27 protein-coding genes are annotated in these 23,524 nt (G+C 35.0%); 22 read left to right on the top strand and 5 right to left on the bottom strand.

Features of this window, described 5'->3' with window-relative positions:
- Nucleotides 1-26: 26 nt before the first annotated feature.
- Entirely contained in the window at nucleotides 27-1,676 is a 1,650-nt protein-coding gene (locus tag CQ058_RS22165) for a DUF2334 domain-containing protein (RefSeq protein ID WP_000831642.1), read from the bottom strand.
- A 248-nt stretch (nucleotides 1,677-1,924) separates the two neighbouring features.
- On the opposite strand from CQ058_RS22165, the gene CQ058_RS22160 reads away from it, so the two are divergent.
- The gene (locus CQ058_RS22160) at nucleotides 1,925-2,458 is read left to right on the top strand and encodes a transglycosylase SLT domain-containing protein (protein ID WP_000713256.1); all 534 of its coding nucleotides are present in this window, start codon (nucleotides 1,925-1,927) and stop codon (nucleotides 2,456-2,458) included.
- A gap of 11 nt (nucleotides 2,459-2,469) precedes the next feature.
- Here the strand turns inward: CQ058_RS22160 and CQ058_RS22155 are convergent, their stop codons facing one another.
- On the bottom strand, nucleotides 2,470-3,264 hold the full coding sequence (locus tag CQ058_RS22155; RefSeq protein WP_002169305.1) for a DUF4931 domain-containing protein: 795 nt from the start codon (nucleotides 3,262-3,264) through the stop codon (nucleotides 2,470-2,472).
- Nucleotides 3,265-3,397: 133 nt separating this feature from the next.
- The gene (locus CQ058_RS31545; protein WP_002029408.1) at nucleotides 3,398-3,526 is read right to left on the bottom strand and encodes a hypothetical protein; all 129 of its coding nucleotides are present in this window, start codon (nucleotides 3,524-3,526) and stop codon (nucleotides 3,398-3,400) included.
- Nucleotides 3,527-3,946: 420 nt separating this feature from the next.
- On the opposite strand from CQ058_RS31545, the gene CQ058_RS32755 reads away from it, so the two are divergent.
- From CQ058_RS32755 to CQ058_RS22115, 7 genes are all read left to right on the top strand, one after another.
- Nucleotides 3,947-4,081: an RAxF-45 family protein gene (locus CQ058_RS32755; protein WP_000650295.1), complete on the top strand. Its 135-nt coding sequence runs from the start codon at nucleotides 3,947-3,949 to the stop codon at nucleotides 4,079-4,081.
- A 124-nt stretch (nucleotides 4,082-4,205) separates the two neighbouring features.
- On the top strand, nucleotides 4,206-6,092 hold the full coding sequence (gene abc-f / locus CQ058_RS22140) for a ribosomal protection-like ABC-F family protein (protein WP_105589986.1): 1,887 nt from the start codon (nucleotides 4,206-4,208) through the stop codon (nucleotides 6,090-6,092).
- Nucleotides 6,093-6,245: 153 nt separating this feature from the next.
- On the top strand, nucleotides 6,246-7,439 hold the full coding sequence (locus tag CQ058_RS22135) for a sensor histidine kinase (RefSeq protein WP_000902013.1): 1,194 nt from the start codon (nucleotides 6,246-6,248) through the stop codon (nucleotides 7,437-7,439).
- Nucleotides 7,436-8,092 carry a response regulator gene (locus CQ058_RS22130; RefSeq protein ID WP_002191736.1) on the top strand — a complete coding sequence of 219 codons (657 nt, stop codon included), beginning with the start codon at nucleotides 7,436-7,438 and terminating at the stop codon, nucleotides 8,090-8,092. The genes CQ058_RS22135 and CQ058_RS22130 overlap by 4 nt, the downstream gene beginning before the upstream one ends.
- A 138-nt stretch (nucleotides 8,093-8,230) precedes the next feature.
- Entirely contained in the window at nucleotides 8,231-9,163 is a 933-nt protein-coding gene (locus tag CQ058_RS22125) for an ABC transporter ATP-binding protein (RefSeq protein ID WP_000960163.1), read from the top strand.
- Nucleotides 9,164-9,178: 15 nt separating this feature from the next.
- Nucleotides 9,179-10,375 carry an ABC transporter permease gene (locus tag CQ058_RS22120; RefSeq protein ID WP_002124787.1) on the top strand — a complete coding sequence of 399 codons (1,197 nt, stop codon included), beginning with the start codon at nucleotides 9,179-9,181 and terminating at the stop codon, nucleotides 10,373-10,375.
- Between the two features lie 11 nt (nucleotides 10,376-10,386).
- Nucleotides 10,387-11,532: an ABC transporter permease gene (locus CQ058_RS22115; RefSeq protein WP_002124789.1), complete on the top strand. Its 1,146-nt coding sequence runs from the start codon at nucleotides 10,387-10,389 to the stop codon at nucleotides 11,530-11,532.
- 15 nt (nucleotides 11,533-11,547) lie between these two features.
- On the opposite strand, the gene CQ058_RS22110 is transcribed toward CQ058_RS22115, so the two are convergent.
- Nucleotides 11,548-11,745 carry a hypothetical protein gene (locus CQ058_RS22110; RefSeq protein ID WP_002115459.1) on the bottom strand — a complete coding sequence of 66 codons (198 nt, stop codon included), beginning with the start codon at nucleotides 11,743-11,745 and terminating at the stop codon, nucleotides 11,548-11,550.
- Nucleotides 11,746-11,978: 233 nt separating this feature from the next.
- On the opposite strand from CQ058_RS22110, the gene CQ058_RS22105 reads away from it, so the two are divergent.
- The 6 genes from CQ058_RS22105 to CQ058_RS22080 all read left to right on the top strand — a co-directional run bounded on the left by CQ058_RS22105 (nucleotide 11,979) and on the right by CQ058_RS22080 (nucleotide 19,603).
- Nucleotides 11,979-13,682 carry an ABC transporter substrate-binding protein gene (locus tag CQ058_RS22105; RefSeq protein ID WP_002191737.1) on the top strand — a complete coding sequence of 568 codons (1,704 nt, stop codon included), beginning with the start codon at nucleotides 11,979-11,981 and terminating at the stop codon, nucleotides 13,680-13,682.
- A gap of 243 nt (nucleotides 13,683-13,925) precedes the next feature.
- A complete protein-coding gene (locus tag CQ058_RS22100; protein WP_002124792.1) occupies nucleotides 13,926-15,653 on the top strand; it encodes an ABC transporter substrate-binding protein in 1,728 nt (575 codons plus the stop codon).
- 103 nt (nucleotides 15,654-15,756) lie between these two features.
- Nucleotides 15,757-16,713 (top strand): ABC transporter permease, encoded by a 957-nt coding sequence (locus CQ058_RS22095; protein WP_002191740.1) that lies wholly within the window; start codon nucleotides 15,757-15,759, stop codon nucleotides 16,711-16,713.
- 13 nt (nucleotides 16,714-16,726) lie between these two features.
- Entirely contained in the window at nucleotides 16,727-17,650 is a 924-nt protein-coding gene (opp4C, locus tag CQ058_RS22090) for an oligopeptide ABC transporter permease (protein ID WP_002191741.1), read from the top strand.
- 10 nt (nucleotides 17,651-17,660) lie between these two features.
- Complete coding sequence (locus CQ058_RS22085; protein WP_002091396.1) at nucleotides 17,661-18,641, top strand: ABC transporter ATP-binding protein; 981 nt, start codon at nucleotides 17,661-17,663, stop codon at nucleotides 18,639-18,641.
- Nucleotides 18,638-19,603, top strand: coding sequence for an ABC transporter ATP-binding protein (locus tag CQ058_RS22080; RefSeq protein WP_105589985.1), 966 nt, complete (start codon nucleotides 18,638-18,640; stop codon nucleotides 19,601-19,603). Before CQ058_RS22085 ends, CQ058_RS22080 begins: the two co-directional genes overlap by 4 nt.
- 67 nt (nucleotides 19,604-19,670) lie before the next feature.
- Here the strand turns inward: CQ058_RS22080 and CQ058_RS22075 are convergent, their stop codons facing one another.
- Nucleotides 19,671-20,543 carry a Cof-type HAD-IIB family hydrolase gene (locus tag CQ058_RS22075; RefSeq protein WP_002091393.1) on the bottom strand — a complete coding sequence of 291 codons (873 nt, stop codon included), beginning with the start codon at nucleotides 20,541-20,543 and terminating at the stop codon, nucleotides 19,671-19,673.
- Between the two features lie 473 nt (nucleotides 20,544-21,016).
- Here CQ058_RS22075 and CQ058_RS22070 point away from each other — a divergent pair, with 473 nt between their 5' ends.
- From CQ058_RS22070 to hppD, 8 genes are all read left to right on the top strand, one after another.
- The gene (locus CQ058_RS22070; RefSeq protein ID WP_001058532.1) at nucleotides 21,017-21,127 is read left to right on the top strand and encodes a DUF3948 family protein; all 111 of its coding nucleotides are present in this window, start codon (nucleotides 21,017-21,019) and stop codon (nucleotides 21,125-21,127) included.
- A 35-nt stretch (nucleotides 21,128-21,162) separates the two neighbouring features.
- The gene (locus CQ058_RS22065) at nucleotides 21,163-21,279 is read left to right on the top strand and encodes a DUF3948 family protein (protein ID WP_000654250.1); all 117 of its coding nucleotides are present in this window, start codon (nucleotides 21,163-21,165) and stop codon (nucleotides 21,277-21,279) included.
- A gap of 44 nt (nucleotides 21,280-21,323) precedes the next feature.
- Nucleotides 21,324-21,431, top strand: coding sequence for a DUF3948 family protein (locus tag CQ058_RS22060; RefSeq protein ID WP_000664237.1), 108 nt, complete (start codon nucleotides 21,324-21,326; stop codon nucleotides 21,429-21,431).
- Between the two features lie 35 nt (nucleotides 21,432-21,466).
- Complete coding sequence (locus tag CQ058_RS22055) at nucleotides 21,467-21,583, top strand: DUF3948 family protein (RefSeq protein WP_000654250.1); 117 nt, start codon at nucleotides 21,467-21,469, stop codon at nucleotides 21,581-21,583.
- A gap of 35 nt (nucleotides 21,584-21,618) precedes the next feature.
- Nucleotides 21,619-21,735 carry a DUF3948 family protein gene (locus CQ058_RS22050; protein WP_002029425.1) on the top strand — a complete coding sequence of 39 codons (117 nt, stop codon included), beginning with the start codon at nucleotides 21,619-21,621 and terminating at the stop codon, nucleotides 21,733-21,735.
- 44 nt (nucleotides 21,736-21,779) lie between these two features.
- Complete coding sequence (locus tag CQ058_RS22045; RefSeq protein ID WP_002130820.1) at nucleotides 21,780-21,887, top strand: DUF3948 family protein; 108 nt, start codon at nucleotides 21,780-21,782, stop codon at nucleotides 21,885-21,887.
- 42 nt (nucleotides 21,888-21,929) lie between these two features.
- Nucleotides 21,930-22,040: a DUF3948 family protein gene (locus tag CQ058_RS22040; RefSeq protein WP_001083697.1), complete on the top strand. Its 111-nt coding sequence runs from the start codon at nucleotides 21,930-21,932 to the stop codon at nucleotides 22,038-22,040.
- Between the two features lie 310 nt (nucleotides 22,041-22,350).
- Entirely contained in the window at nucleotides 22,351-23,469 is a 1,119-nt protein-coding gene (gene hppD, locus CQ058_RS22035; RefSeq protein ID WP_000810917.1) for a 4-hydroxyphenylpyruvate dioxygenase, read from the top strand.
- Nucleotides 23,470-23,524: the final 55 nt, after the last annotated feature.

Raw genomic sequence — 23,524 nt, 5'->3', positions numbered from 1 at the left:
ACCAAGCATCTCGCTTGGTGTTTTTTTTATGACTCTAATTTTTTCGCACGTCTTAATAATAAAAGAAAGACAATTATAATGAACCCAATTATAAGGAAGAACCCATATTGTTTTATATAATCAATTATGTCATTCGCACTTGTTGGTTTTTCAACGTGAATGCCTTCTTTATTAGTAGTAATATGAATATCTTTCATTTTTACTTCATTCATGTCTTTTTGTAAATCAATCCACTCTATGTTTGGAATACTTTCTAGTTCTTTTAATACTTCTTTTAATGGTTCAACGCCCAAGTAAGGATGATAAAATGCACCGATAATTCCATCAGATAGTTTAGTGATAGATAAAGCACGTTCTTTCATTTTTGCTATAGCTTGTGGCTTCCCTTCTTCAATAAAGCCAACAGTTTCAGGAATTAATTTCATCCCATGCAAAAATGACGGTGTACTTATATAAGCTGGTGAGTGCATTGATTTCCAAGTTGTATCGTTTAGTTGTATTTGTCCTACATAAGTTGAAAAATATTGTGATAGTATTTCATATCCTTTTTGAGACATTGTATAGTGCGGAGCTTCAAAGGCAACTGGATATAATTTAGCTTCTACAAGCTCTGTAATCCCTTTTTCAATATGATCTTTAATATATTTTTCTTCGAAGGCTTTCCCGTTTTTTACGTATTTATTATAGTCTTCTGTAGACTGAAAATCTTTTTTTGTTTTTGATTTTTCATGGTTTGGTTGGCGAATTGGTTGATCTGTTTTTACATCCCAAAATTCAAAACCTTCGCCAGTTTCACTATCATAAAACTGATGTGTGTAACCATGCATAACGATAGACCCACCATTATCTTGCATAAAGTGTAAAACATCGATTAATTCAGAGTTATCCTTTAAATGTACTGTTTTTCCTGTGTCTGGATCTTTGTAAACAGGGATAACGGTAATCATATAAGGGAGCTTTTTCTCTTTTAGTAATTCAGCGATTTCTTTTAATTGCTTTACATCTACAGCTGGATGAACGTCTTCAAGACGTAAATAAGCTGAAGTTTTATTTGTTTCAGGTTTTTGTCCGAAATAAGAAAATAACATTTCACCGACGTAATGAGACATCCAATCGAAAAGGTTTGGAGTTGCAACATAATAGGATGTTCCTTGCTGAATGATTAACGGATGAGTTCCATCAGCACTCAAGGCGTAAGCAAGAGTTGTTCCTTTTGTTTCAATTTTCTTCATTAAGCGTTCTTCATGTAATTCATTTTTTAACTGGTTAGTCGGATATTCTATAGTGTGAATTCGTATATCGGTTTCTTTCGAGGTAATGAAAGAAAAACGATTAGATAATTGTTCAACATTTTGTCCTAAAACTAATATGGGACCTGAGAAGTTTTCTAGAAATTGTTTTGCTGCAATAGAAAAATCTTCTTTTTTCTCTCCGATATAAACAATATGTGTATAAGAAGATGATTCAGTACTTTCCTTTACTTCCTTTAAGCTTTTTACTGTTATATCTTTTGTAAAGTGCCCTAACTGAGTATTAAGGATTTGTACATTGTTTGTAATTTTGTTGTCTTCTGTACTATACAAAACGAGTACTTTTGATTTTGATGATGTTTGTGCAGAGGTATGTATAGGAATGAGTAGTAAAATGCTGAAAAAGATTAGTAGAGTTCTTTTCATTTATTTATGCTCCTATTCTATATATAGAATTCAATTTACAATTATATACAAGAAATAAGTTATAGTCCATGTAAGTTACATTTTTGCACGTATTTACCATATGTTTTTTCGCAAAATCGGTCTAAAGCATGATGATAATATGTATAGTAATTTGCTATGATTGAAAGGTAAGAGAATGATAGAGTGTTGGTAATTGTAAAAGGAAGGCTGAAAGGGGACAAATTTCAGCGGAGAAAGAGGTAGAGGTAGTGAAGAAATTCTTTGTAGGATTTTTAGTTGTTCTTGGAGTGTATTTATATTTCCAAGGAAAGTCTGAAGGAATGGGTAAGCTAATGAATGAAACAAGCTATGTTGATTCAGAAGAAGCAAAACAGATGAAACAAATCATTATAGAGGAAGCAAAGAAAGTAAACCTTCCGGAATGGATACCTCTTACAATTGCCGAACATGAAAGTAGGTTAAATCCAAGAAGTGTTGGAGATAACGGAACTTCATTCGGATTGTTTCAATTACACCGCGGTGGTGGGCTTGCGCCAGATCATTTAACTGATGAAGAGCTGAAAGATCCACGTACAAATGCGCAAATTGCAATGCCGCATTTAATGAAAGGTTATAAGCGCGGGGTGCAAAAAGGTTTGACTGATTTTGCATTACTGAAATATATAGCGAATACATCTGGATGGCCAGGGAATTTAGGACCAGAGTGGACGGATAACAATATGAAGTATAACATCGGATTAGAGGATGTATACTATCGAAATAAAGGTGTAATCAAAGAGTAGGTTTTCTATACCTACTCTGTTTTTTTATGAATAATTTCATCCTTTTCTTTCGTGAAATACTGCGCTAGTTGTATTTTCACATCTTCTAGTTTTGTAGAAACTTGCGGTATTTTATATCCTACATACAACGGTGAAACGACAAACCTAGGAACAACTTTACAAATGATTTTCCTGTTTAAGTAATAGAAGAATAAGTTATAACTACTACATCCTTTATGGAAATCTGTCAGTATGTAACGTACAGTTTGCTGAATATAATTGGCCATTTCATCTATAAATGCAATATCTTCAATGATGATATTAAATTCAGTAAAGCCGATAATAGGACGCTCTGAAATATTGAGTTCAATGCGTTCATTTTTTTGAACAATTACCCCTTGGAAATTTGCTTCCTCAATATTTTCAAGATAGTCTACATGTTTCATTCCGATAATTTGCATATGTGCATGATGCAAACTTCCGCCTGAAAATGGACCATGATTTTTGTATAAAATCACAGAAGTGAATTCTTCATTTTCCTGTAAGTTTAACCAATGGAGAATAGAGAAGCGAATTAGTTTTCTCATATGTTCTTCTGTATATGTTGCGATATGGTCTTCGCAATTATCTGTTTCGATTAGCACGGTTTGAAAGGTATCCTTTAATGTAGGAAATTTATTTTTTAACCAAATAATAGAGCCCTCAGTTGCTAAAATATCCGTTAAATTTTCTCTGTCACAAAAAGGACATGCAGCGCTTCTGTTCCGAATGCTTTCTGGTTTTTGTTTACCGATATCGTTTAAAAAATATAGTTGTTGTGTATCCATTTGTATATGCCCCTTTAAAATATATGTAAAAATCCCGCTTAATACATTCGGGAAAAGGAGAAGGAAATCCTTTAAAGGGAATAGGGAAAAATAAAAGACAAGATATCCTCATTGCAATAGGGTACCTTGTCTTTTATTTTTTCTTTAATAGTGTGTATGGATAATATAGAGCATTTTCATTTTGTTTCTTTTTTCTATTTTTTATTGTGTATAAGGCAATTGCTGTACTTGCGATTACAATAATGGCTTTCTTCATATTCATATACCCCTTTTTATTGTTGGTTTAATTCTTGGCTAACTGCTTTCGCATCAACTAAAGCATGTAAGATCATTTTTACCATGTTCATCATAGTTCTTTCCTCCCTTTTATAGTTCGTTTAGTTCTTTTACAACTGCTTGTCCGTTCACTAATACCTCAAAGATTGCTTTTACGATTTCTTTCATCATGATTGTTTCCTCCTTGTTTTTGTCTCTCTTGTTTATATCTTTATTGTATAGGGAGGCATCTTTTCGTACTATCGCTTTCCATTACGTGAACATAACAGTTTTGTAAGATTTGATGTCACTTATTGAAATGTTTAGTCTATCTTCATTATTTTCAGAAAAATGACTATTCAAACATAAATCGGGGAAGTATAATAAAGAAGTAAGTATTAAATTCCGTACGAAAGGAGTGAATGAGATGAAATGTTCTTTAGCTACGCGCGCAAAATTTTTAGATTATATCTATATTTGTCGTGCGATTTTTCATGATGCAGTTGTTAACGGGATACGTATGCCCTTTTTTAACAATTGCATAGTAGCTATTGAACGATAGAAGTCTCTTCACCCATTTTTGATAAACGTGTGAAAAGGGAGCTATTTGGCTTCCTTTTTCTATGACAAAAACCATGGGGAATGTTTCTTCCCCATGGTTTTTTATATTGAAAGGAGTACGGAAAATGACAATTTGTAGTGTAAATAATGTAAAGAAATCTTTTGGTGGAAACATCATATTTGAAAATATATCGCTTGAAATAAAGAATGGAGAACGTATTGGATTAGTTGGTCGTAACGGTAGTGGGAAGACAACTATCTTTCAGCTTCTAACAGGAATGGAGAGTTTGGATGCAGGAGCCATTCATATGAAGAAAGGTACATGCATCGGTCATGTAGCACAAATTCCAAAATTTAATAATGAAATGAATGTATATGATGTATTAAGCTCCGCTTTTAAAAAGGAAAAAGAGTTGGAGATAGAAATGCATGCTTTAGAAAAAAATATGGTGGAAGAACAGGAATCATCTGCTTTACAAAAATTGATGGAGAGATACGGAGTAATTCAAGAAAGGTACGCGTTTCTCGGTGGTTATGAAATAGAAGCGAATATTATGAAGGTAGCAAATGGTCTACAGGTGACGGAACTATTTCCAAGATCATTTATGGAGTTAAGTGGTGGAGAACAAACAAAAGTAAGCCTTGCGTATATGCTATTGCAGAAACCAGATCTACTTTTGTTAGATGAACCAACAAATCATTTGGACTTATTTGCAGTCGAGTGGTTAGAGCAATTTCTAAAAGAATATACAGGAACAGTTATGGTCATTTCGCATGATCGCTATTTCCTTGATGAAGTTGTAACGAAAATTTTTGATTTAGAAGATGGAGAAATTCACGTATATCATACGAACTATTCACAGTTTGTTGAGGAAAAGGAAGAAAGGCTGCTTCAAGAATTTCAAGCGTATCAAGAACAGCAAAAGAAAATAAAGAAAATGAAAGAAGCAATTAAGCGTCTACGTGAATGGGCAAATCAAGCGAATCCGCCGAATGAAGGATTGCATAAGAGAGCCAGAAATATGGAACGTGCATTAGAGCGCATAGAGAAACTAAAGAGACCCATTTTGGATAGAAAACAGATGGGACTTCAGTTTGAAGGGCAAGAGAGAAGCGGGAAAGATGTTGTTGTAATGAAAGAAGTGAGTAAAGGATTTGATGAACGGTCTTTATTCGAGAAAGTAAATTTGCATATTCGTTTTCAGGAGCGCGCAGCTATCGTTGGACGTAATGGTACAGGAAAGACTACGTTATTAAAACTATTACTAAAAGAAATGCAGCAAGATGCTGGAGAAATTCGGATTGGTAGTAGTGTGAAAATTGGTTATTTATCGCAACATGCGTACGGGAATATGAAGAACAATGTATTGGAAGCTTTCAGAGATTGCGTGGCTGTAACAGAGGGAGAAGCAAGACATATATTAGCTCGTTTCTTATTTTATGGTCCAGCTGTTTTTAAGAAAGTAACGCAACTTAGCGGTGGAGAAAAAATGAGGTTAAGGCTCGCGCAACTTATGTATCAAGATGTTAACTTTCTTATTTTAGATGAACCGACGAATCATCTTGATATTGAATCAAGGGAGGTTTTAGAGGAGGCCCTTGAACAATATAATGGGACGATTTTAGCTGTTTCACATGATCGTTATTTCTTAAATAAATTGTTTGAAAAGACATATTGGATTGATGAGCACAAATTATTTGAGTTTGCAGGGAACTATGCATGGGCTCGTCAAAAGTGGGAAGAAAGAATTGAGAAACAGGTAGTAAAACAGAAGCAGCAACAGCAAGGGAATAAAGCGTTAGAAGTAATGCCTATAAAAAAGAAGAAGTCTAGGGATTTAGAGGCAGTTGAAAATGAGTTAGTGCATATAGAAGAAGATATATATGCACTCGAATGTAAAATGGAAAATGTAGTTGATGTTGAAATGCTTGAACAATTATATGAAGAAAAAATGAAAAAAGAGTTTTTACGAGCGGAGTTATATAATGAGTTAGAGAATATTGTGGAGTAAAGAAAATAGAATGAAAAAGAGCAAGTTGTTTCCTCATATTTTGGGGGAGGGCTTGCTCTTTTTAGTATAATGAAAGTAGAAAAATTGGTATAATTTTCTTGCTGCTGTGATAATAGAATGAACTTTAGGTCACTAAAACGTGGGGAGAATTTTATGTTAGGATATGCGCGGATTGCTACAATCGTCATGATTTGCTTAGTTTACGCAAATCATGTTTCACGTGAAACAGAAAATTTACAAATTTTTGTCGGTATTGCACTTTTTATTTATATTGTGAATCATATTTTGCTTGTAAAAGCAAAAGGGAGTAGGAAACTTGTTTTTTATACCTTGCTCACAAACGGTATTGTCACAGCGTTATTAGGGTTTTTATTTCCCGAGACATGTTTGTATTTAATTATATTTGGAATTGATGCGGTAGGATTATTTATTCATGATTGGCGTAAAAGGATGACTTATTTTTTTATCGCTTTTTTCTTTCTTTGTTGGTTTATAAATATACTACATACGTATCAACATACAGAGAGTCTGGAATTGGAGAGTAATGCAATTAACTTTATGTTTATCATTTTCAGTGCTTTAGCTGGAAACTTAATAAAAAAACTTACAGCTGCTCGGCAAATGGTAGATGAGCAATATGGGGAATTAGCATTATCTCATACAGCTTTAAAAGAAGCACATGAGCAATTACGTCTATATGCAAAAGAGGTAGAAGAATTGACAGCTGTTCGGGAGCGAAATGATATTGCCCGAGAAATTCATGATACTGTTGGTCATAATATGACGGCATTACTTGTTCAGTTACAACTGGCGGAGGTTTTATGGAAACAAAAATCGGACGCTACAGAAGAGGTTTTACATACATGCCATGGGTTAGCTAGAAAATCACTTCAAGAAGTGAGAGCTTCTGTGCATGCCTTAAAAGAGGAAAGTAAACTAGGGAACATAATAGAGAATATGCGTGAAATGTTACATGGATATTCTAAAGTGACGAAAGTACAAGTATCTTTTCAATTACAAGGAGATCCGGTTTTGATTCCGTTGTCACTACAGCCTACGTTGCTTCGTATTATGCAAGAGTCTTTAACGAATGCAAAACGTCACGGAAAAGCTAGTTTATGTGAAGTGAGTTTAGTTTGTTCAGTGGAACAAGTTAAGTTATGTATTTTGGATAATGGTATGGGAGTCAATGAAGTAAGCCCTGGATTTGGCTTACTTAATATGAAAGAACGTGTAGAGGAGCATGGTGGAATCATTCAATTTGAGAGTGAAATAGAAAAAGGTTTTCGCCTAAAAATCGAATTTCCACTCCGAGAAAAAACATGGGTAATAGGGGGAGCGTTATGATTCGAATTATGATTGTTGATGATCAATCACTGATTCGTGATGGATTGGCAATGATATTAAATTTACGTCCGGAACTGGAAGTGGTAGGGACGGCTAGTGATGGGGATGAAGTCGTACAAAAGGTGAAACAATTACAGCCTGAAATTATTTTGATGGATATTCGGATGCCTCGTATGAATGGTGTTGAAGGAACTCGTTTAGTTAGAGAAAAGTTTCCTTATATAAAGGTTCTTATGTTAACAACTTTTAGTGATAGTGAGCTTATTTTTGAGGCATTAGAGCAAGGAGCGAGTGGTTATTTATTGAAGGATATGGAGACAGATGCAATCGCGCAAGCAATTTTAACGGTGCATAGTGGCGGGGTTGTGCTTCCTCAGGATATAACAGCGCAAATTACAGAGGAATTAAAAAAGACGAAAGTGGCAGTAGAGTGTAACCCACCAGAACAACTAAAACAATTAACTGAGCGAGAAGTAGATGTTTTAAGAGCAATTGGACTGGGGTTAAATAATAAAGAGATTGCCGAAAAGCTATTTATTACAGAGGGAACTGTTAAGAATCATGTTTCTAATTTGATTAGTAAGCTAGAACTGAGAGATCGAACACAAGCAGCAATATACGCAGTAAGGTATGGCGTCACGATGTACACATGACTTTTGGCATATATAAGTGTGAAAAAGCAGCAGAATTTGCTGCTTTTTTATTTTGTATTTCTATCTTAAGGGTGATGGAGAGAAGAAGAAATTTTTCTACAATGAAAGTGTAGATGAATACAAAGGGGCTGAATCAATATGTTAGTCATAGATCATATTACGAAATCATTTGGCAAGAAGGAAATCGTAAAGAATGTTTCTTTTGAAGTGAAAAAAGGTGAAACATTTGGATTGCTTGGACCAAACGGAGCGGGGAAATCAACGACGATATCAATGATTTGCGGGTTAATTCCATACGATAGTGGTGATATAAAAGTTGGTGGGAAATCTGTAAAAGAGTATCCATTAGAAGCGAAAAAGAAAATCGGTATTGTCCCGCAAGACATTGCGCTGTATCCGACACTTTCAGCAAAGGAAAATTTAATCTTCTGGGGAAAGATGTACGGTTTAAATGGAAAAGTTGCAAAAGAGCGGGCAGAGGAAGTGTTAGCTTACGTCGGTTTACAGGATCGGGGAAAAGATAAAATTGAAACATTTTCAGGTGGAATGAAAAGGCGTATTAATATTGGTGCAGCACTTATGCACGAACCAGAGTTATTAATTATGGATGAACCGACAGTCGGGATTGATCCGCAGTCGAGAAATCATATTTTAGAGACTGTTAAAAAGTTAAATGAAAAAGGTATGACGGTCATTTATACGAGTCATTACATGGAAGAAGTTGAGTATTTATGTGAGCGAATTGCCATCGTTGATCATGGAAAGGTAATTGCACTAGGAACGAAAAGAGAGCTATGTAATCGTCTAACAGATGGGTTTATGGTGAAATTGCAATTAAATCGCTACAGTACGGAACTGCTACAAAAGTTGAAGGCACTACCTGTTGTTGAGCGGATTATTTTTGACGAAGATAGTAGCACGATTGATATTGGACTAAATGGTGGCGAGGCAATTGGCATAGTTGTTTCAGAAGTTGTTGAAAACAAAGCTCAAATTTTAAAACTGGAAGTAAAAGAACCGAATTTAGAGGCACTTTTTTTACAATTAACAGGACGTTCACTTCGTGATTAAGGGGGTTAGTACGAGATGAGAAGTTTCATTATTGCATGGAAAGATTTAAAAATCCGTTTAATTGATCGGCGCGGATTTATGATGATGTTAATTATGCCACTTGTATTAACGGCCATTTTAGGTTCAGCATTAAGTAATGTATTTGAGAGTGGTGGACTACCGAAAACAGTAATTGGCTATTATCAAGAGGGAACGGATGAGTTTGCAGATGTCTTTCAAAAAGATGTATTGCAATCTAAAGAAATAAAAGATGATGTGAAAGTAAAGGTAGTTAACTCTCGGGAAGAGCTTGAAGATATGTTAAAGGAAAAGAAAATAGATGTAGGAATTGCCATCCCAAATAAATGGAGCGAACAAGTACAAGATGGAAAATTAAAAGAACCAAAGGTGCTTATAGACCCATCAAAAGATATACAAGCAAAAATTGCTGAGTCAATGATCCGCTCTTTTTCAGAACGTGTTCAAACAGTCGCAGTATCTACTAAAAGTGTTGTAACAGAATTAGCAAAATCTCAGCAGAGTGATGTAGCACAAGTTGCAAAAGAGGTAAGTGGAAGTCTACAGACGATAGCAACTGCAAGTGTGGGTAACATCCAAAAAGGAACGGTAGGCAAAAAAACAGTTGCAGCGATGCAATATTATGCAGCAGCAATGTTAGTCATGTTTTTACTATATAACATAACAGTAGGTGCAAAGTCAGTTGTAACAGAGCAACGAACTGAAACGTTGGCGCGTTTGTTCAGTACACCGACGAGCTCATTTTCAATTTTATTCGGGAAGTTTTTAGGTACATTACTATTTGCCTGTATACAATTTGGAATATTTATAGTTGCTACACACTTTATGTTTCATGTGGAATGGGGCGCAGATGTGTCTCAAATAGTAGTGTTGGGAATTTCTTATGCAATTTGTGTTTCTGGTTTATCTATGTTAATCGCCGCTTTTATTCGTGAGGAAAAAACGGCAGACTTAATGGGGGGAATCGGTATTCAAATACTAGCTATATTAGGAGGATCAATGTTACCGATTTACGTATTTCCCGATACACTTCAAACAGTTGCAAATATTGCTCCGAATAAATGGGCACTTACGAGCTTTTTAAATATTATGTCGGGAACATCTTGGGATGTGCTATTCCCTGTCATTTTAAGTTTATGTAGTGCAGGAATTATCTCCGTTATGATTGGAACGTTACGTTTACGTACGAGATAGGAGGGGAAATGATGAAGAAAGTTTGGGCGCTTTGTTGGCTAGAATTAAAACAAATTTTAATTAAGCCACAAAGTTATATACTCATGTTTGGAATGCCTATTATTTTTACACTCATATTCGGTGGACTTTTAGGCGGAAGTGGGAATGAGAAAGTAAATATTAGTTTAGTAGATAAAGATGGTTCTGTATTATCTGGCAAGTATTATGAGGAAATAAAGAAAAGTGATTTAATTTCTATAGAAAAGGTAACGTATAGGGAAGGGACACAGAGGATCGAAGATAAGAAAGCATCTGGTATAATCATCATTCCGAAAGATTTTCAAAAGAGTATGCTAGATGGAAAAGTAGAAAATATCCAATTTCAAGCCAGTGCTGATTTTACGGGTGGAACTTCTGTAGAGCAAGTATTAGCAAGTGCATTAAAAAAGATGGAGATAGAAGTTAGTGCAGCAAGAGATTTTGAGAAGAAAAGTAACACTTCGTGGGAAACGATGTATGAAACAATTTATACAAAAATAGATCCTGTTTCGATTCAAAAAGAATTGATTTTACACGATGATCAAAAGTTAAATAACGTTACAGGGCGAGCGGCAGGTTTTTCAATTCTATTCGTCATGATTGTCATGTTAAGTGCGACGGGAACTATTTTGAAAGCTAGACAACTTGGTGTTTGGTCTCGTTTATTAGGGGCACCAGTTTCAAAAGTTCAAATACTAGCAGGATATATCCTTTCCTTCTTTTTAATAGGGTGGATTCAATTTGGTGTTTTAATGATATTAACGCATTCATTATTTGATGTGCAGTGGGGAAATTTATTAGGGGTTATTACACTCGTTTCAGTATTGCTATTAGCGGTTATTGGTCTAGCTTTATTATTGGCAAGTATCGTGAAAACAACAGAACAGCAGTCCGCACTAGGGAATATCGTTGTAATTTCAACGTGTATGATTGGTGGTCTTTATTGGCCAATTGAAATTGAGCCTTCATGGATGCAAGCGGCGGCAAATTTTGTTCCGCAAACGTGGGCGATGCGTGGCTTTACTGAGTTAATTGTAAGGGGAGGTACATTAGCTGATATAGGAGGATATATTGGTATACTCATTTTATTTGCAGGAGTATTTTTCGTAATTGGTTTAACAAGAATACGTTATGACTGAAAAAAGAAAGCAGAGTTACAGCTTTACGCGCTGAACTCTGCTTTCTTTTTGTGTGGTATCTTCCCTTGTTGAAATTATAATAGCGATCCCGAGCATAATAAAAAAAGCTAAAAAGAGGACGAACTTTGGGAAGAAAGGGAATAGTAATAACGCCCCGACTATTATGATTGTTAATAATACATAGTGCAGGACATATTGGAATAGGTTGTCCATATTTTCGCCCCCTTCTTGGTAGTTAATTGTTATTATTCTATGCGGGACTATTAGGTAATAGAAGGTGTTTTTTATTTTTTGAAAGACATCAATTAGCAAGGATTGACATAACTAGTGAAAAGGAATAATCTTGAAATTAATTCATACTATTTTTATAGGTAAAGTAAAGATAGTTACAGAATTGGCGTTATGTTACCACTTAATAAAAAAACAGGAAAGTAAGGGTGAGAATTATGCGAAAGGTTTTTAAAGGGTTACTTTTTACGTTTCTTAGTACATCGGTTTTATTAGCAGGATGTGCTCAAGAAGAGACAAGTACAAATGAAGCAACAAAGATGCCGAAAGTAAAAGATGAGTTTATTAAAGCGAGTGACAAAGCAAAAAGTCCAGCAAAGGCAAAAGAAAGAAAGGATACCTTTGTAGTGGGAATGCCGAGCCCTGGCGGGATATTCCTTCCGCATTTTATGGAAAATGGGTGGGATGGTAATATAACACAAGCTATCTTTGCTCCTCTCGTTGGATTGGATAAGGAGGGGAAACCAATTCCAATTCTAGCGAAGAAATGGGATATTTCGGAGGATCAGCTTACATATACGTTTCATTTGAAAGATGATTTAAAGTTTAGTGATAGTTCACCGTTAACAGCGGATGACGTAGCATTTACATTAACTTTACTACATGATCCAACTTATAGTGGTGCAACGGACATAAGCCAAACAGCAATAAAGGGTGGGCAAGCATATAAAGAAGGAAAGGCTACATCTATTGAGGGGATTCAAGTCATCGATCCGAAAACAATTACGATTACAACTGAAAAGGTAAATGCCCAAACATTATCGTTAATTGGTGGAGAAGTTATATCAAAAGCTTATTACGGTAAAGAATATAAGCAAGGGAATTTAGAGTATTTAAAAGAGTTATATGGAAAACCGATGGGAGCAGGAGCTTATAAACTAGATAAATATATTCCAGGTCAAGAAGTTCGTTTTGTAGCAAATGAAAATTATTTTGAAGGTAAACCGAAGATTGAGCACTTTATTTATAAAATTACAAAAGGTGATACGAAGCTGCAACAATTTCAAGCGGGCGAAGTAGATTATGATGGCTTCACGACAAATGCGGAGACGATTGCACAATTAAAAGAGTTAGGCTTTGCTAATGTTAATGTGTATACGGGAAGTTCATACGGTTACATTAAAATGAATTATAAGAAGTCATACTTTAAAGATAAACGTGTACGCCAAGCGTTTATTTATGGATTAGAGCGTCAAAAGGTCATTGATACATATTTCCAAGGATACGCTTCACTCGTTAATGTACCAATTACACCAGTTTCGTGGGCGTATACAGAAGAAGGAATCAATAAATACGAATATAATTTAGAAAAGGCGAAGAAATTGCTCGATGAAGCTGGGTGGAAAGCTGGATCAGATGGTATTCGTGAAAAAGATGGCCAAAAATTGAAGGTAAGTTATTTTGCTTCTTCTGCAAGTAAAATCAATGATGTGATGATCCCCGTTATGAAGGAGGATTATAAAAAGATTGGGGTAGATTTCAATCCTGAATACATGGACTTTAATACGATGATTTCCAAGGTAATTAAAGGAGATTATGATTTAGCGATGGTCTCCACACCGATGATTGATGATCCGAGCGGAACAATTGAGGAGTTTGTTTCGACAAGTAAGCGTAATTATGATGGATATCATAATCCGAAAGTAGATGAATTAGCTAAGCAGGCATTAGAAACATTGGATATTGAAAAACGAAAAGAAATCTATAAAAAACTATATCAAGAGTTAAGTGAAGATCCACCTGTTATTTTCTTAAACAATAGTAAAGTCGTGTCTGCACATAATGCACGAATTCAAGGATTACAAGAAGATAATTATAATGGTATTTTGTTAAGTTTACCTAAATTGAATATTGCTCAATAATTTCGAAAGAATTATCGAAATATTTATATAGAAATAATTGACAAAATATACTGAAAGATATAAGCTAATAACCATAAAGTCTACCGGAAAGGTCGGAATAAGATTGTTACCCCTCAAAAACAACTATTTTTTTATAACCAAAACCGACTTTTCCGATTGGCTATAAAATGTTGCTGTGGGAGGCATACATTAGGCAAGCAGTTCATAAGGTGTAATTATTAAAAAAAAGTTAGGGTGGGGACAATGAAGAAAAAGACAAAAAAATGGGCTGGTGTATTTTCGGTATTACTGAGTAGTTCGCTTGTGTTATCTGCTTGTGGGGGACAGGAGGATACGGCTTCTACAGAACCAGTAAAACAGCAAGATTTAAAAAATATAAAAGTTGAAAATATTGCTGCGACAGATAAGACGAAAGTACCAGATAAAGCGAAGAATAGAAAAGATACGTTAGTAGTTGGCATTAGTAAACCAGGCGGCGTATTTTTACCATATTTCCAACAAAATGGTTGGGATGGAAACGTCACTTCAGTTATTTTTGCATCCCTTGTATCTACAGATAAACAAGGAAAACCAACTCCAGAATTAGCTGAGAAGTGGGATATTTCCTCTGATCAGTTAACATATACATTCCATTTACGTAAAGATTTGAAATTTAGCGATGGTTCACCATTAACAGCAGATGATGTAGCGTTCACATTGACGCTTTTACATGATAAGGCATATGAGGGTGACAAAGACATTTCTCAATATGCTGTTAAAGGTGGTAAAGAATATAAAGAAGGAAAAGCAACTTCTATTGAAGGAATTCAAGTTGTTGATCCACAGACAATTAAAATTACAACTGAAAAAGTTAATTCACAGGCACTAACAGCCTTAGGTGGAGAGGTATTATCAAAAGCTTATTATGGAAAAGATTACAAACAAAATACAAGCTTAGATTACTTAAAAGCGTTATATGAAAAACCGATAGCTGCGGGTCCATATAAATTTGAAAAGTATATCCCAGGGCAAGAAGTGCGATTTGTAGCAAATGAAAATTATTATGCGGGTAAACCAAAAATTCCAAACTTCATTTATAAAATTACTTCTGGTGATACGAAGCTTCAATTATTCCAAACAGGTGAGGTTGACTACACTGGCCTAGGTACTGGTGACGAAGTTCTTGAACAGGCTAAGGCTTTAGAATTTGCAAATATCCAAATCGAAACAGCAGCGTCATTTAGCTATATTTATATGAATAATAATAAGCCGTACTTAAAGGATAAAAAGGTTCGTCAAGCACTTATTTACGGATTAGATCGTAAAAAATATGTTGATACAGCATTGAAAGGATACGGTACGGTAGCTAATGTACCAATTCATCCAACTTCTTGGGCTTATACGGAAGAAGGAGTTAATAAATATGAATACGACAAAGAAAAAGCGAAAAAATTATTAGATGAAGCAGGATGGAAAGTTGGTTCGGATGGAATTCGTGAAAAAGATGGTCAAAAATTAAAGCTTTCTTATTTCGGCCCAAGTTCGGCTAAAGATAGCGATTTATTAATTCCGATTGCAAAAGAGAATTATAAAGAAATAGGTGTAGAATTTAACCCTGAATTTATGGACTTTAATACTATGCTTTCGAAGGTAAACAAAGGTGATTATGATTTAGCTTCTGTTTCGACACCAATTACAAGTGATCCGAGTGAAACAGCTGGTGAATATTTGTCGGGTGTCAATGAGAAGAGTCTTGGTTATAAAAATACAAAAGTAGATGAGTTAATTCAAAAGGGTATTGAAACGGTAGATATTGAAAAACGTAAACCAATCTATAAAGAACTGTATAAAGAATTAAGTGATGATCCACCAGTAATTCTATTAAACTATCGTAGAACAATTACTGGTTATAACGGGAATATAAAAGGAATTGACCCTGAAAAATACAATAGTATTAGTGCAAACTTACCAGCTCTATCTATCGAAAAATAACGAGAAGAATGTATAAGTAGAAGACATTTTTTCATTCGGCAAGTAGTGTGCCGCTTTGAAAAAATGTTCTTCTATTTTAAGCATAAGATTGGAGAGAAAAAGGGTGAAAACATATATCATTCGTAGGCTGTTACAAATGATTCCTACACTGTTGGGGACATCGATTATTATCTTCTTCCTGTTCGCACTTCTTCCAGGAGATTATATTGATTCAAACCCGAAGATTACACCGGAAAGAGCAGCTGAACTTAGGGAATTGTATGGATTGAATAAACCAATTGTTGAGCGATATTTTCACTGGCTAGGTAATGCATTGCAGGGGGACTTTGGTTTTTCTCTTCAATATCAAGAATCTGTAACGTCATTATTAAATAAATTTATATGGAATTCGTTTATTGTTGCGATTATTGCAGTGTTCTTTATTTGGCTAATTGCACTTATTATCGGTGTATTTTCAGCGACAAAGCAACATTCTTTATTCGATAAGCTTGTAACAATTGGTGTATTTGCAGCGATGTCATTTCCTTCATTCTTTATCGGTTTGTTTTTAATTAAAGTGTTTGCGGTTGACTTTAAGCTGTTACCGATAGGCGGGATGATTGATGTTGGGAGTAATTCAACTGGGCTTGCTTACGGAATAGAAGTTGCAAAGCATATGGTTTTACCCGTATTTATTTTAACTCTTCTTGGAGTTGGCTCATTAACTCGTTATTTTAGAACGAGTATGTTAGAGGTTGTACGGCAAGATTACATTCGAACGGCTAGAGCAAAAGGGTTAAAGGAGAAGACCGTTATTTATAAACATGCATTAAAAAATGCAATTTTGCCGGCTATTACATTGCTTGCATTTGAATTACCAGGGTTGTTTTCAGGGGCAATTATTATAGAACAAATTTTCAACTGGCCAGGTATCGGTAATATTCAATTAGAAGCACTTAATTTTCGTGATTATACGGTATTAATGGCATTTACGATGTTTCTTTCGTGTTTGACAATTGTTTCAAACTTTTTAGCGGATATTGTATATGCAGTTGTTGATCCACGTATTCGGTTGAAGTAAGGGGGGGAAAGAGATGGAAACTGTTACAGCAACTACGGAAAAAAAAGAAAAAAAGAAAAGAAGGAATGGATCATCGCCGTGGAGGCAAGCTTTTAAAAGGATAAAGAAAAATAAAATGGCACTTATAGGATTTTACGCATTAGTTTTTATGTTTTTATTTTGTTTTATTGGTCCATTCTTTTCACCGTATGCATCAGGAAAAATACAAGTTACGTTAATTAACAAACCACCTAGTTTTTCTCATTGGCTTGGCACAGATCAATTAGGAAGAGACATTTTAACGAGGCTTATGCAAGCAGGACGGATTTCATTAACAATTGGCTTAGCCTCAATGGTGTTATCCGTTATACTAGGTGCTTTATTAGGAGCGATTGCAGGTTTCTACCGTGGTATCGTCGATAATATTATAATGCGTCTCGCGGATATTTTAATGTCGATGCCAGGATTACCGTTACTTATTATAATGGGAGCTATTTTATCAGAATGGAAAGTACCATCTGATTATCGTCTTTATGTCATTATGATCATTTTAAGTTTAGTAGGTTGGCCAGGACTTGCACGCCTCGTACGAGGTCAAATTTTATCGCTGCGAGAACAATCGTTTATGCAAGCTGCTGATGTACTCGGGATAAACGATTACCGGAAAATTGTATATCATTTAATCCCAAATGTTCTGCCGATATTAATTGTTGTATCCACATTAGGTGTTGCAGGTTCTATTTTAGGAGAGTCTGCACTAAGTTACCTAGGACTTGGCGTTGTCCCGCCTACACCATCGTGGGGAAATATGATTAGTGCAGCAAACTCATTAATCGATTTCCAAAAGCGTCCGTGGTTATGGATACCACCTGGTTTTGCAATCTTTATAACAGTTGTATCAATTAATTTACTTGGCGATGCACTTCGTGATGCATTAGACCCAAAGATGAAGCGGTAGGTGAGAAAGCATGAGTAGAGCAGTAGTAGAGCTAAAGGATTTACAAACACACTTTCAGACGGAAGAAGGTACAGTAAAGGCCGTCAACCATGTTAGCTTTTCAGTTCGAGAAGGTGAAACAGTTTGTGTAGTAGGCGAATCAGGTTGCGGGAAAAGTGTAACGGCTTTATCTATTATGGGACTTATTGCTGAATCTGGTGGCATCGTTGGTGGTGATATTCTTTATGAAGGAAAAAGTCTTTTAGGAATGAAAGAGAAAGAACTTCGTAGTTTAAGAGGAAATGATATCGCGATGATTTTCCAGGAACCGATGACATCACTTAATCCGGTCTTTACTGTTGGAGAGCAAATTGTTGAGACGTTAAGAGAGCATGAACTACTTAGCAAAAACGAAGCATACAAAAAAGCAATTGAATTAATTCGTAAAGTTGGTATTGCTCGTGCTGATGAAATTGTCCATTCTTATCCGCACGAATTAAGCGGTGGCATGTTACAACGTATTATGATTGCTATTGCACTTAGTTGTAATCCAAAGTTATTAATTGCAGATGAACCGACAACAGCTCTGGACGTTACGATTCAAGCGCAAATATTAGATTTACTAAGGCAAGTAAAAGAGGAATTTAAAACATCGATTTTATTAATTACACATGATCTAGGTGTTGTAGCAGAAATGGCCGATTATGTTGTCGTTATGTATGGTGGAAAAGTTATTGAAGAGGCACCGGTACTAGAGATATTTCAAAATCCGAAACATCCATATACGCAAGGGTTGCTAAAATCAAAACCAGTAATGGGGAAACGAACAGATAAACTTTATTCTATTCCAGGGCAAGTTCCAAATTTAGTTGGCTTAGATGAGTTTTGCTACTTTAGTGGTCGCTGTGAACATTGCATGGAAATATGCAAAAATGAAGCGCCAAATCTTAATGTGCATGACGAGGATCATAAAGTAGCTTGTTGGTTATATGAGGAGCGTGCTGGGCAATGAGTGAACCATTATTAGAAGTGAAGAACTTAAAAACGTATTTTCCGATTAAGGGCGGCGTATTTAGTAGAACGATTGGACATGTGAAAGCGGTAGATGGGGTAAGCTTTACAATTGATAAAGGAGAAGTGTTTGGCCTTGTAGGAGAGTCTGGAAGTGGGAAAACGACGATAGGAAAAACAATTCTCCGTCTCGTTCAAAAAACAGAAGGCGAAGTGAAATTTAAAGGTCAAGATGTTCATGCTTTATCAAAAGAAGAGCTGAGAAAGCATCGTCCTAATATGCAGCTCGTCTTTCAAGATCCATTTAGCTCATTAAATCCAAGAATGAGAATTGGAGAAGCGCTTGGTGAGCCAATGTTGGCTCACGGACTAGCGACGAAAGAAAATGTCCGTGCAAAGGTGATAGAAGTATTGGAGTTATGTGGTTTAGCGCCGTATCATATTGACCGGTACCCTCATGAGTTTTCCGGTGGGCAACGTCAACGTATCGTTATTGCAAGGGTGATGGTATTAGATCCAGAATTTATTGTAGCTGATGAGCCTGTTGCGGCATTAGATGTATCTATTCAAGCGCAAATCATTAATTTGTTTAGTGAATTACAGGAGAAAAAGGGATTATCCTATTTATTCATTTCACATGATTTAAGTGTTGTGGAGCACTTATGTACGAAAATTGGAATTATGTATTTAGGAACTATTGTGGAAACAGCACCACGTGATGAGTTATTTGCGAATCCGCTTCATCCATATACAAAAGCATTGTTATCAGCAGTGCCAATACCGGATCCAACGGTTAAGCGAGAACGGATTATTCTAGAAGGGGATATTCCAAGTCCTGCAAATCCACCATCAGGTTGCCGTTTTCATACACGTTGCCCCTTTGCTACAGATATTTGTAAAAAGAATGTACCAGAATTTCGTAATGTGGGTGAAGATCATTTTGTTGCTTGTCATCATGTGTAAAAGAAAAGGACTCTTTCAAAATATGAAAGAGTCCTTTTTTTACCCCGCCTCTGATTAAAGTTGAACTTTATTTACTAGATGAAGTTTGTTTTAATACAAATTGCTCAATTGCATGAGCAACACCGTTTTCATTATTTGTTAATGTAACAACGTCACATAATTTTTTTACGTCTTCTTCAGCATTTCCCATTGCAACTGATAAGCCAGCTACTTGTAACATTGGCACATCATTAAAGTTATCGCCGATTGCAACAGTATCTTCAATTGGTATATTGAAATAAGCTGCCATTTCTTGCAAACCATTGCCTTTATGGCCATGCTTATCCATAATTTCTACATTAGTAGGAGCTGATGCCGTAACTGAAATGTCCGTATCTTCTTGTAAAGTTTGTAATAGCTGTGAACGATGAGCAGCATTAAATGTTAAAATGAAGAATTTAGATATTTCTAATTCTGGATTATTTACGACATCTTCGATTTTTTGGAAATCAGTAATTAAGTTTGATTTCTTTTGTTTTTCTGTAATTCTTTCAAGTTCCTCAAGTGTAACATCTAGTGTATGTTTATTTTCTTCGAATGCCTGCATAACTTGATCTTGCCATGTATAAGGAGAGTAAACCCCTTTATTTGTGTACAACTTATATGGAAAACCTTCAGATTCTAGTAATTTTGCAAGCTTGTATACTTTATCATTTTGTAAACAACGCGAGTTAATTACTTTTCCGTCCACATAAACAATTGCCCCATTGCTTGCTCCAACTGGAAGAGATAGTTTATATTCTTCCAATAATTTCAAAGCATCCTCTTTCGCGCGGCCAGAACAAATCATTACAATATGACCAGCCTCTTTTGCGGTTTGGATAGCTTGTAAGTTCTCTTTGGAGATTTCAAGATTAGATGATAGTAGTGTACCATCCATATCTAGTGCGATTAATTTCAAAATGACCACCTCTTTGTTTCCATTATACATAGTTATATAGAGGAAACATATAAACTTATCTTGGAAAGATAGTATTTTATCCCGCATTAATTTCTAGTAAAAGTGCGATTGGTGAGGGGAATAATTAGTAGGGAATGGAACTCTCGTTGATTAAAGTTTCACTTTGGTTTTTAACAAAATAGAGACGAATAATATTATATTTCGCTTTATGACCTTAATGTTACACTAGTGTTACAAATGTGATTGTAGTAGAAAACGCATTAAAACAAGGTTTTTGAGTATTTATTTAAAAAAACGTAAAAAAAGTGTAATAAAATTTACGTAATTATATTGCAACGTAATAATAGTTATGTTACATTAGTGTTACAAACGTTACGTAATTAATTTCAATGTAACGTTAACATGAAAACTATGAACTAATCATTTCTTAGTAATTACATATAGATAACTTATAAAAAAGGAGAATGAATGATATGAACAACGAGCAAGTATTAAACGTAACAAAAGGTGACTTCTTAGGATCAGCAAGCGGAGCAGTAGTATTAACAGCATTAATCGTATTTCTATCAAGCGTATTAGTATAATAGAAGTTTTGTAACAAAAGATAAATGAAAGGAGAATGAAAGATATGAAAGAGCAAGTATTACAAGTAACAAAAGGTGACTTCGTAGGATCAGCAAGTGGAGCGGTAGTATTAACAGCATTAATCGTATTTCTATCAAGCGTATTAGTATAATAGAAGTTTTGTAACAAAAGATAAATGAAAGGAGAATGAAAGATATGAAAGAGCAAGTATTACAAGTAACAAAAGGTGACTTCGTAGGATCAGCAAGTGGAGCGGTAGTATTAACAGCATTAATCGTATTTCTATCAAGCGTATTAGTATAATAGAAGTTTTGTAACAAAAGATAAATGAAAGGAGAATGAAAGATATGAAAGAGCAAGTATTACAAGTAACAAAAGGTGACTTCGTAGGATCAGCAAGTGGAGCGGTAGTATTAACAGCATTAATCGTATTTCTATCAAGTGTATTAGTATAATAGAAATTTTGTAACAAAAGATAAATGAAGGGAGAATGAAAGATATGAAAGAGCAAGTATTACAAGTAACAAAAGGTGATTTCTTAGGATCAGCAAGCGGAGCAGTAGTATTAACAGCATTAATCGTATTTCTATCAAGCGTATTAGTATAATAGAAGTTTTGTAACAAAAGATAAATGAAGGGAGAATGAAAGATATGAAAGAGCAAGTATTACAAGTAACAAAAGGTGATTTCTTAGGATCAGCAAGCGGAGCAGTAGTATTAACAGCATTAATCGTATTTCTATCAAGCGTATTAGTATAATAAAAGTTTTAAATTGTACAAAATGAAAGGAGAATGAGGAATATGAACAGTGAACAAGTGTTACAAGTAACAAAAACAGATTTATTAGGATCATTAGGCGGAGCGGTAATATTAACATCATTTATTCTATTCCTTGCAAATATATTAGTATGAAAAATATAAATACAATCATTCAAAAAAAATAAAGACTCTAACGTATTAGTAAGTAGTTAATATGTTGGAGTCTTTTTTGTTTTCCTCTCATATATACCTTCAAGTATTAATATTTTCCCCTTACTTTAAAGAGAAAAAAGTCGAATTTTATATGTAAGAAAAAAAGAGGAATTTGACAGAAAAGATAGAAAATTTTAAAGGTCGGAAATTGTTAGCTTGCTAACTAATTTCTATTAATTGATGTTGGAAGCGTTTTCGGTTGGTTTTAAGTATGGACTATTTAATCTATTTACAGGGGGATGAAGATATTATGAAACAAAAATCTATGGATACGCTAGCTGCACAAATGGAGGACTTTTTTCCGGTACGTGATGTAGATCATTTGGAATTTTACGTAGGGAATGCAAAGCAATCAAGTTATTATCTTGCGAGAGCGTTTGGATTCAAAATTGTTGCTTATTCTGGATTAGAAACAGGAAACCGTGAAAAGGTATCTTATGTTCTTGTGCAAAAAAATATGCGTTTTGTTGTGTCTGGAGCTTTAAGTAGCGATAGCCGTATTGCAGAGTTTGTAAAGACTCATGGTGATGGAGTGAAAGATGTAGCTTTACTTGTTGATGACGTTGATAAAGCATACTCTGAAGCTGTAAAACGTGGCGCTGTTGCGATTGCTCCTCCTGAAGAGTTAACAGATGAGGACGGTACCTTGAAGAAAGCGGTTATTGGTACGTATGGTGATACAATTCATACGCTTGTAGAGCGTAAAAATTATAAAGGAACATTCATGCCAGGATTTCAAAAGGTAGAGTTCAATATTCCATTTGAAGAATCCGGTTTAATTGCTGTAGACCATGTCGTTGGTAACGTTGAGAAAATGGAAGAATGGGTTAGTTATTATGAGAACGTCATGGGATTTAAACAAATGATTCACTTTGATGATGACGATATTAGCACAGAGTATTCGGCATTAATGTCAAAAGTTATGACGAATGGAAGCCGTATTAAGTTTCCAATTAATGAACCAGCAGACGGAAAAAGAAAGTCACAAATTCAAGAATATCTAGAGTTCTATAACGGAGCGGGTGTACAGCATCTTGCTTTATTAACAAGTGACATTGTAAAAACAATTGAAGTGCTTCGTGCGAATGGCGTGGAGTTTTTAGATACGCCAGATACGTATTACGATGAGTTAACTGCACGTGTTGGGAAAATTGATGAAGAAATTGATAGATTAAAAGAATTGAAGATTCTAGTAGACCGTGACGAAGAAGGTTATTTATTACAAATCTTTACGAAACCAATTGTAGATCGTCCAACTCTATTTATTGAAATCATCCAACGTAAAGGTTCTCGTGGATTTGGCGAAGGGAACTTTAAAGCTTTATTCGAATCAATTGAAAGAGAACAAGAGCGTCGCGGAAATTTATAAAATTTGTATCCACCAGCAAGAGTTCCTTTGTTGGTGGAAATTTCATTTTCATAGG

The organism is Bacillus sp. MYb56, from assembly GCF_002976445.1.
Classification (GTDB): Bacteria; Bacillota; Bacilli; order Bacillales; family Bacillaceae_G; genus Bacillus_A; species Bacillus_A mycoides.
Note: the sequence above shows the minus strand (reverse complement) of the source record. Positions and strands in the feature narration are given on the sequence as shown.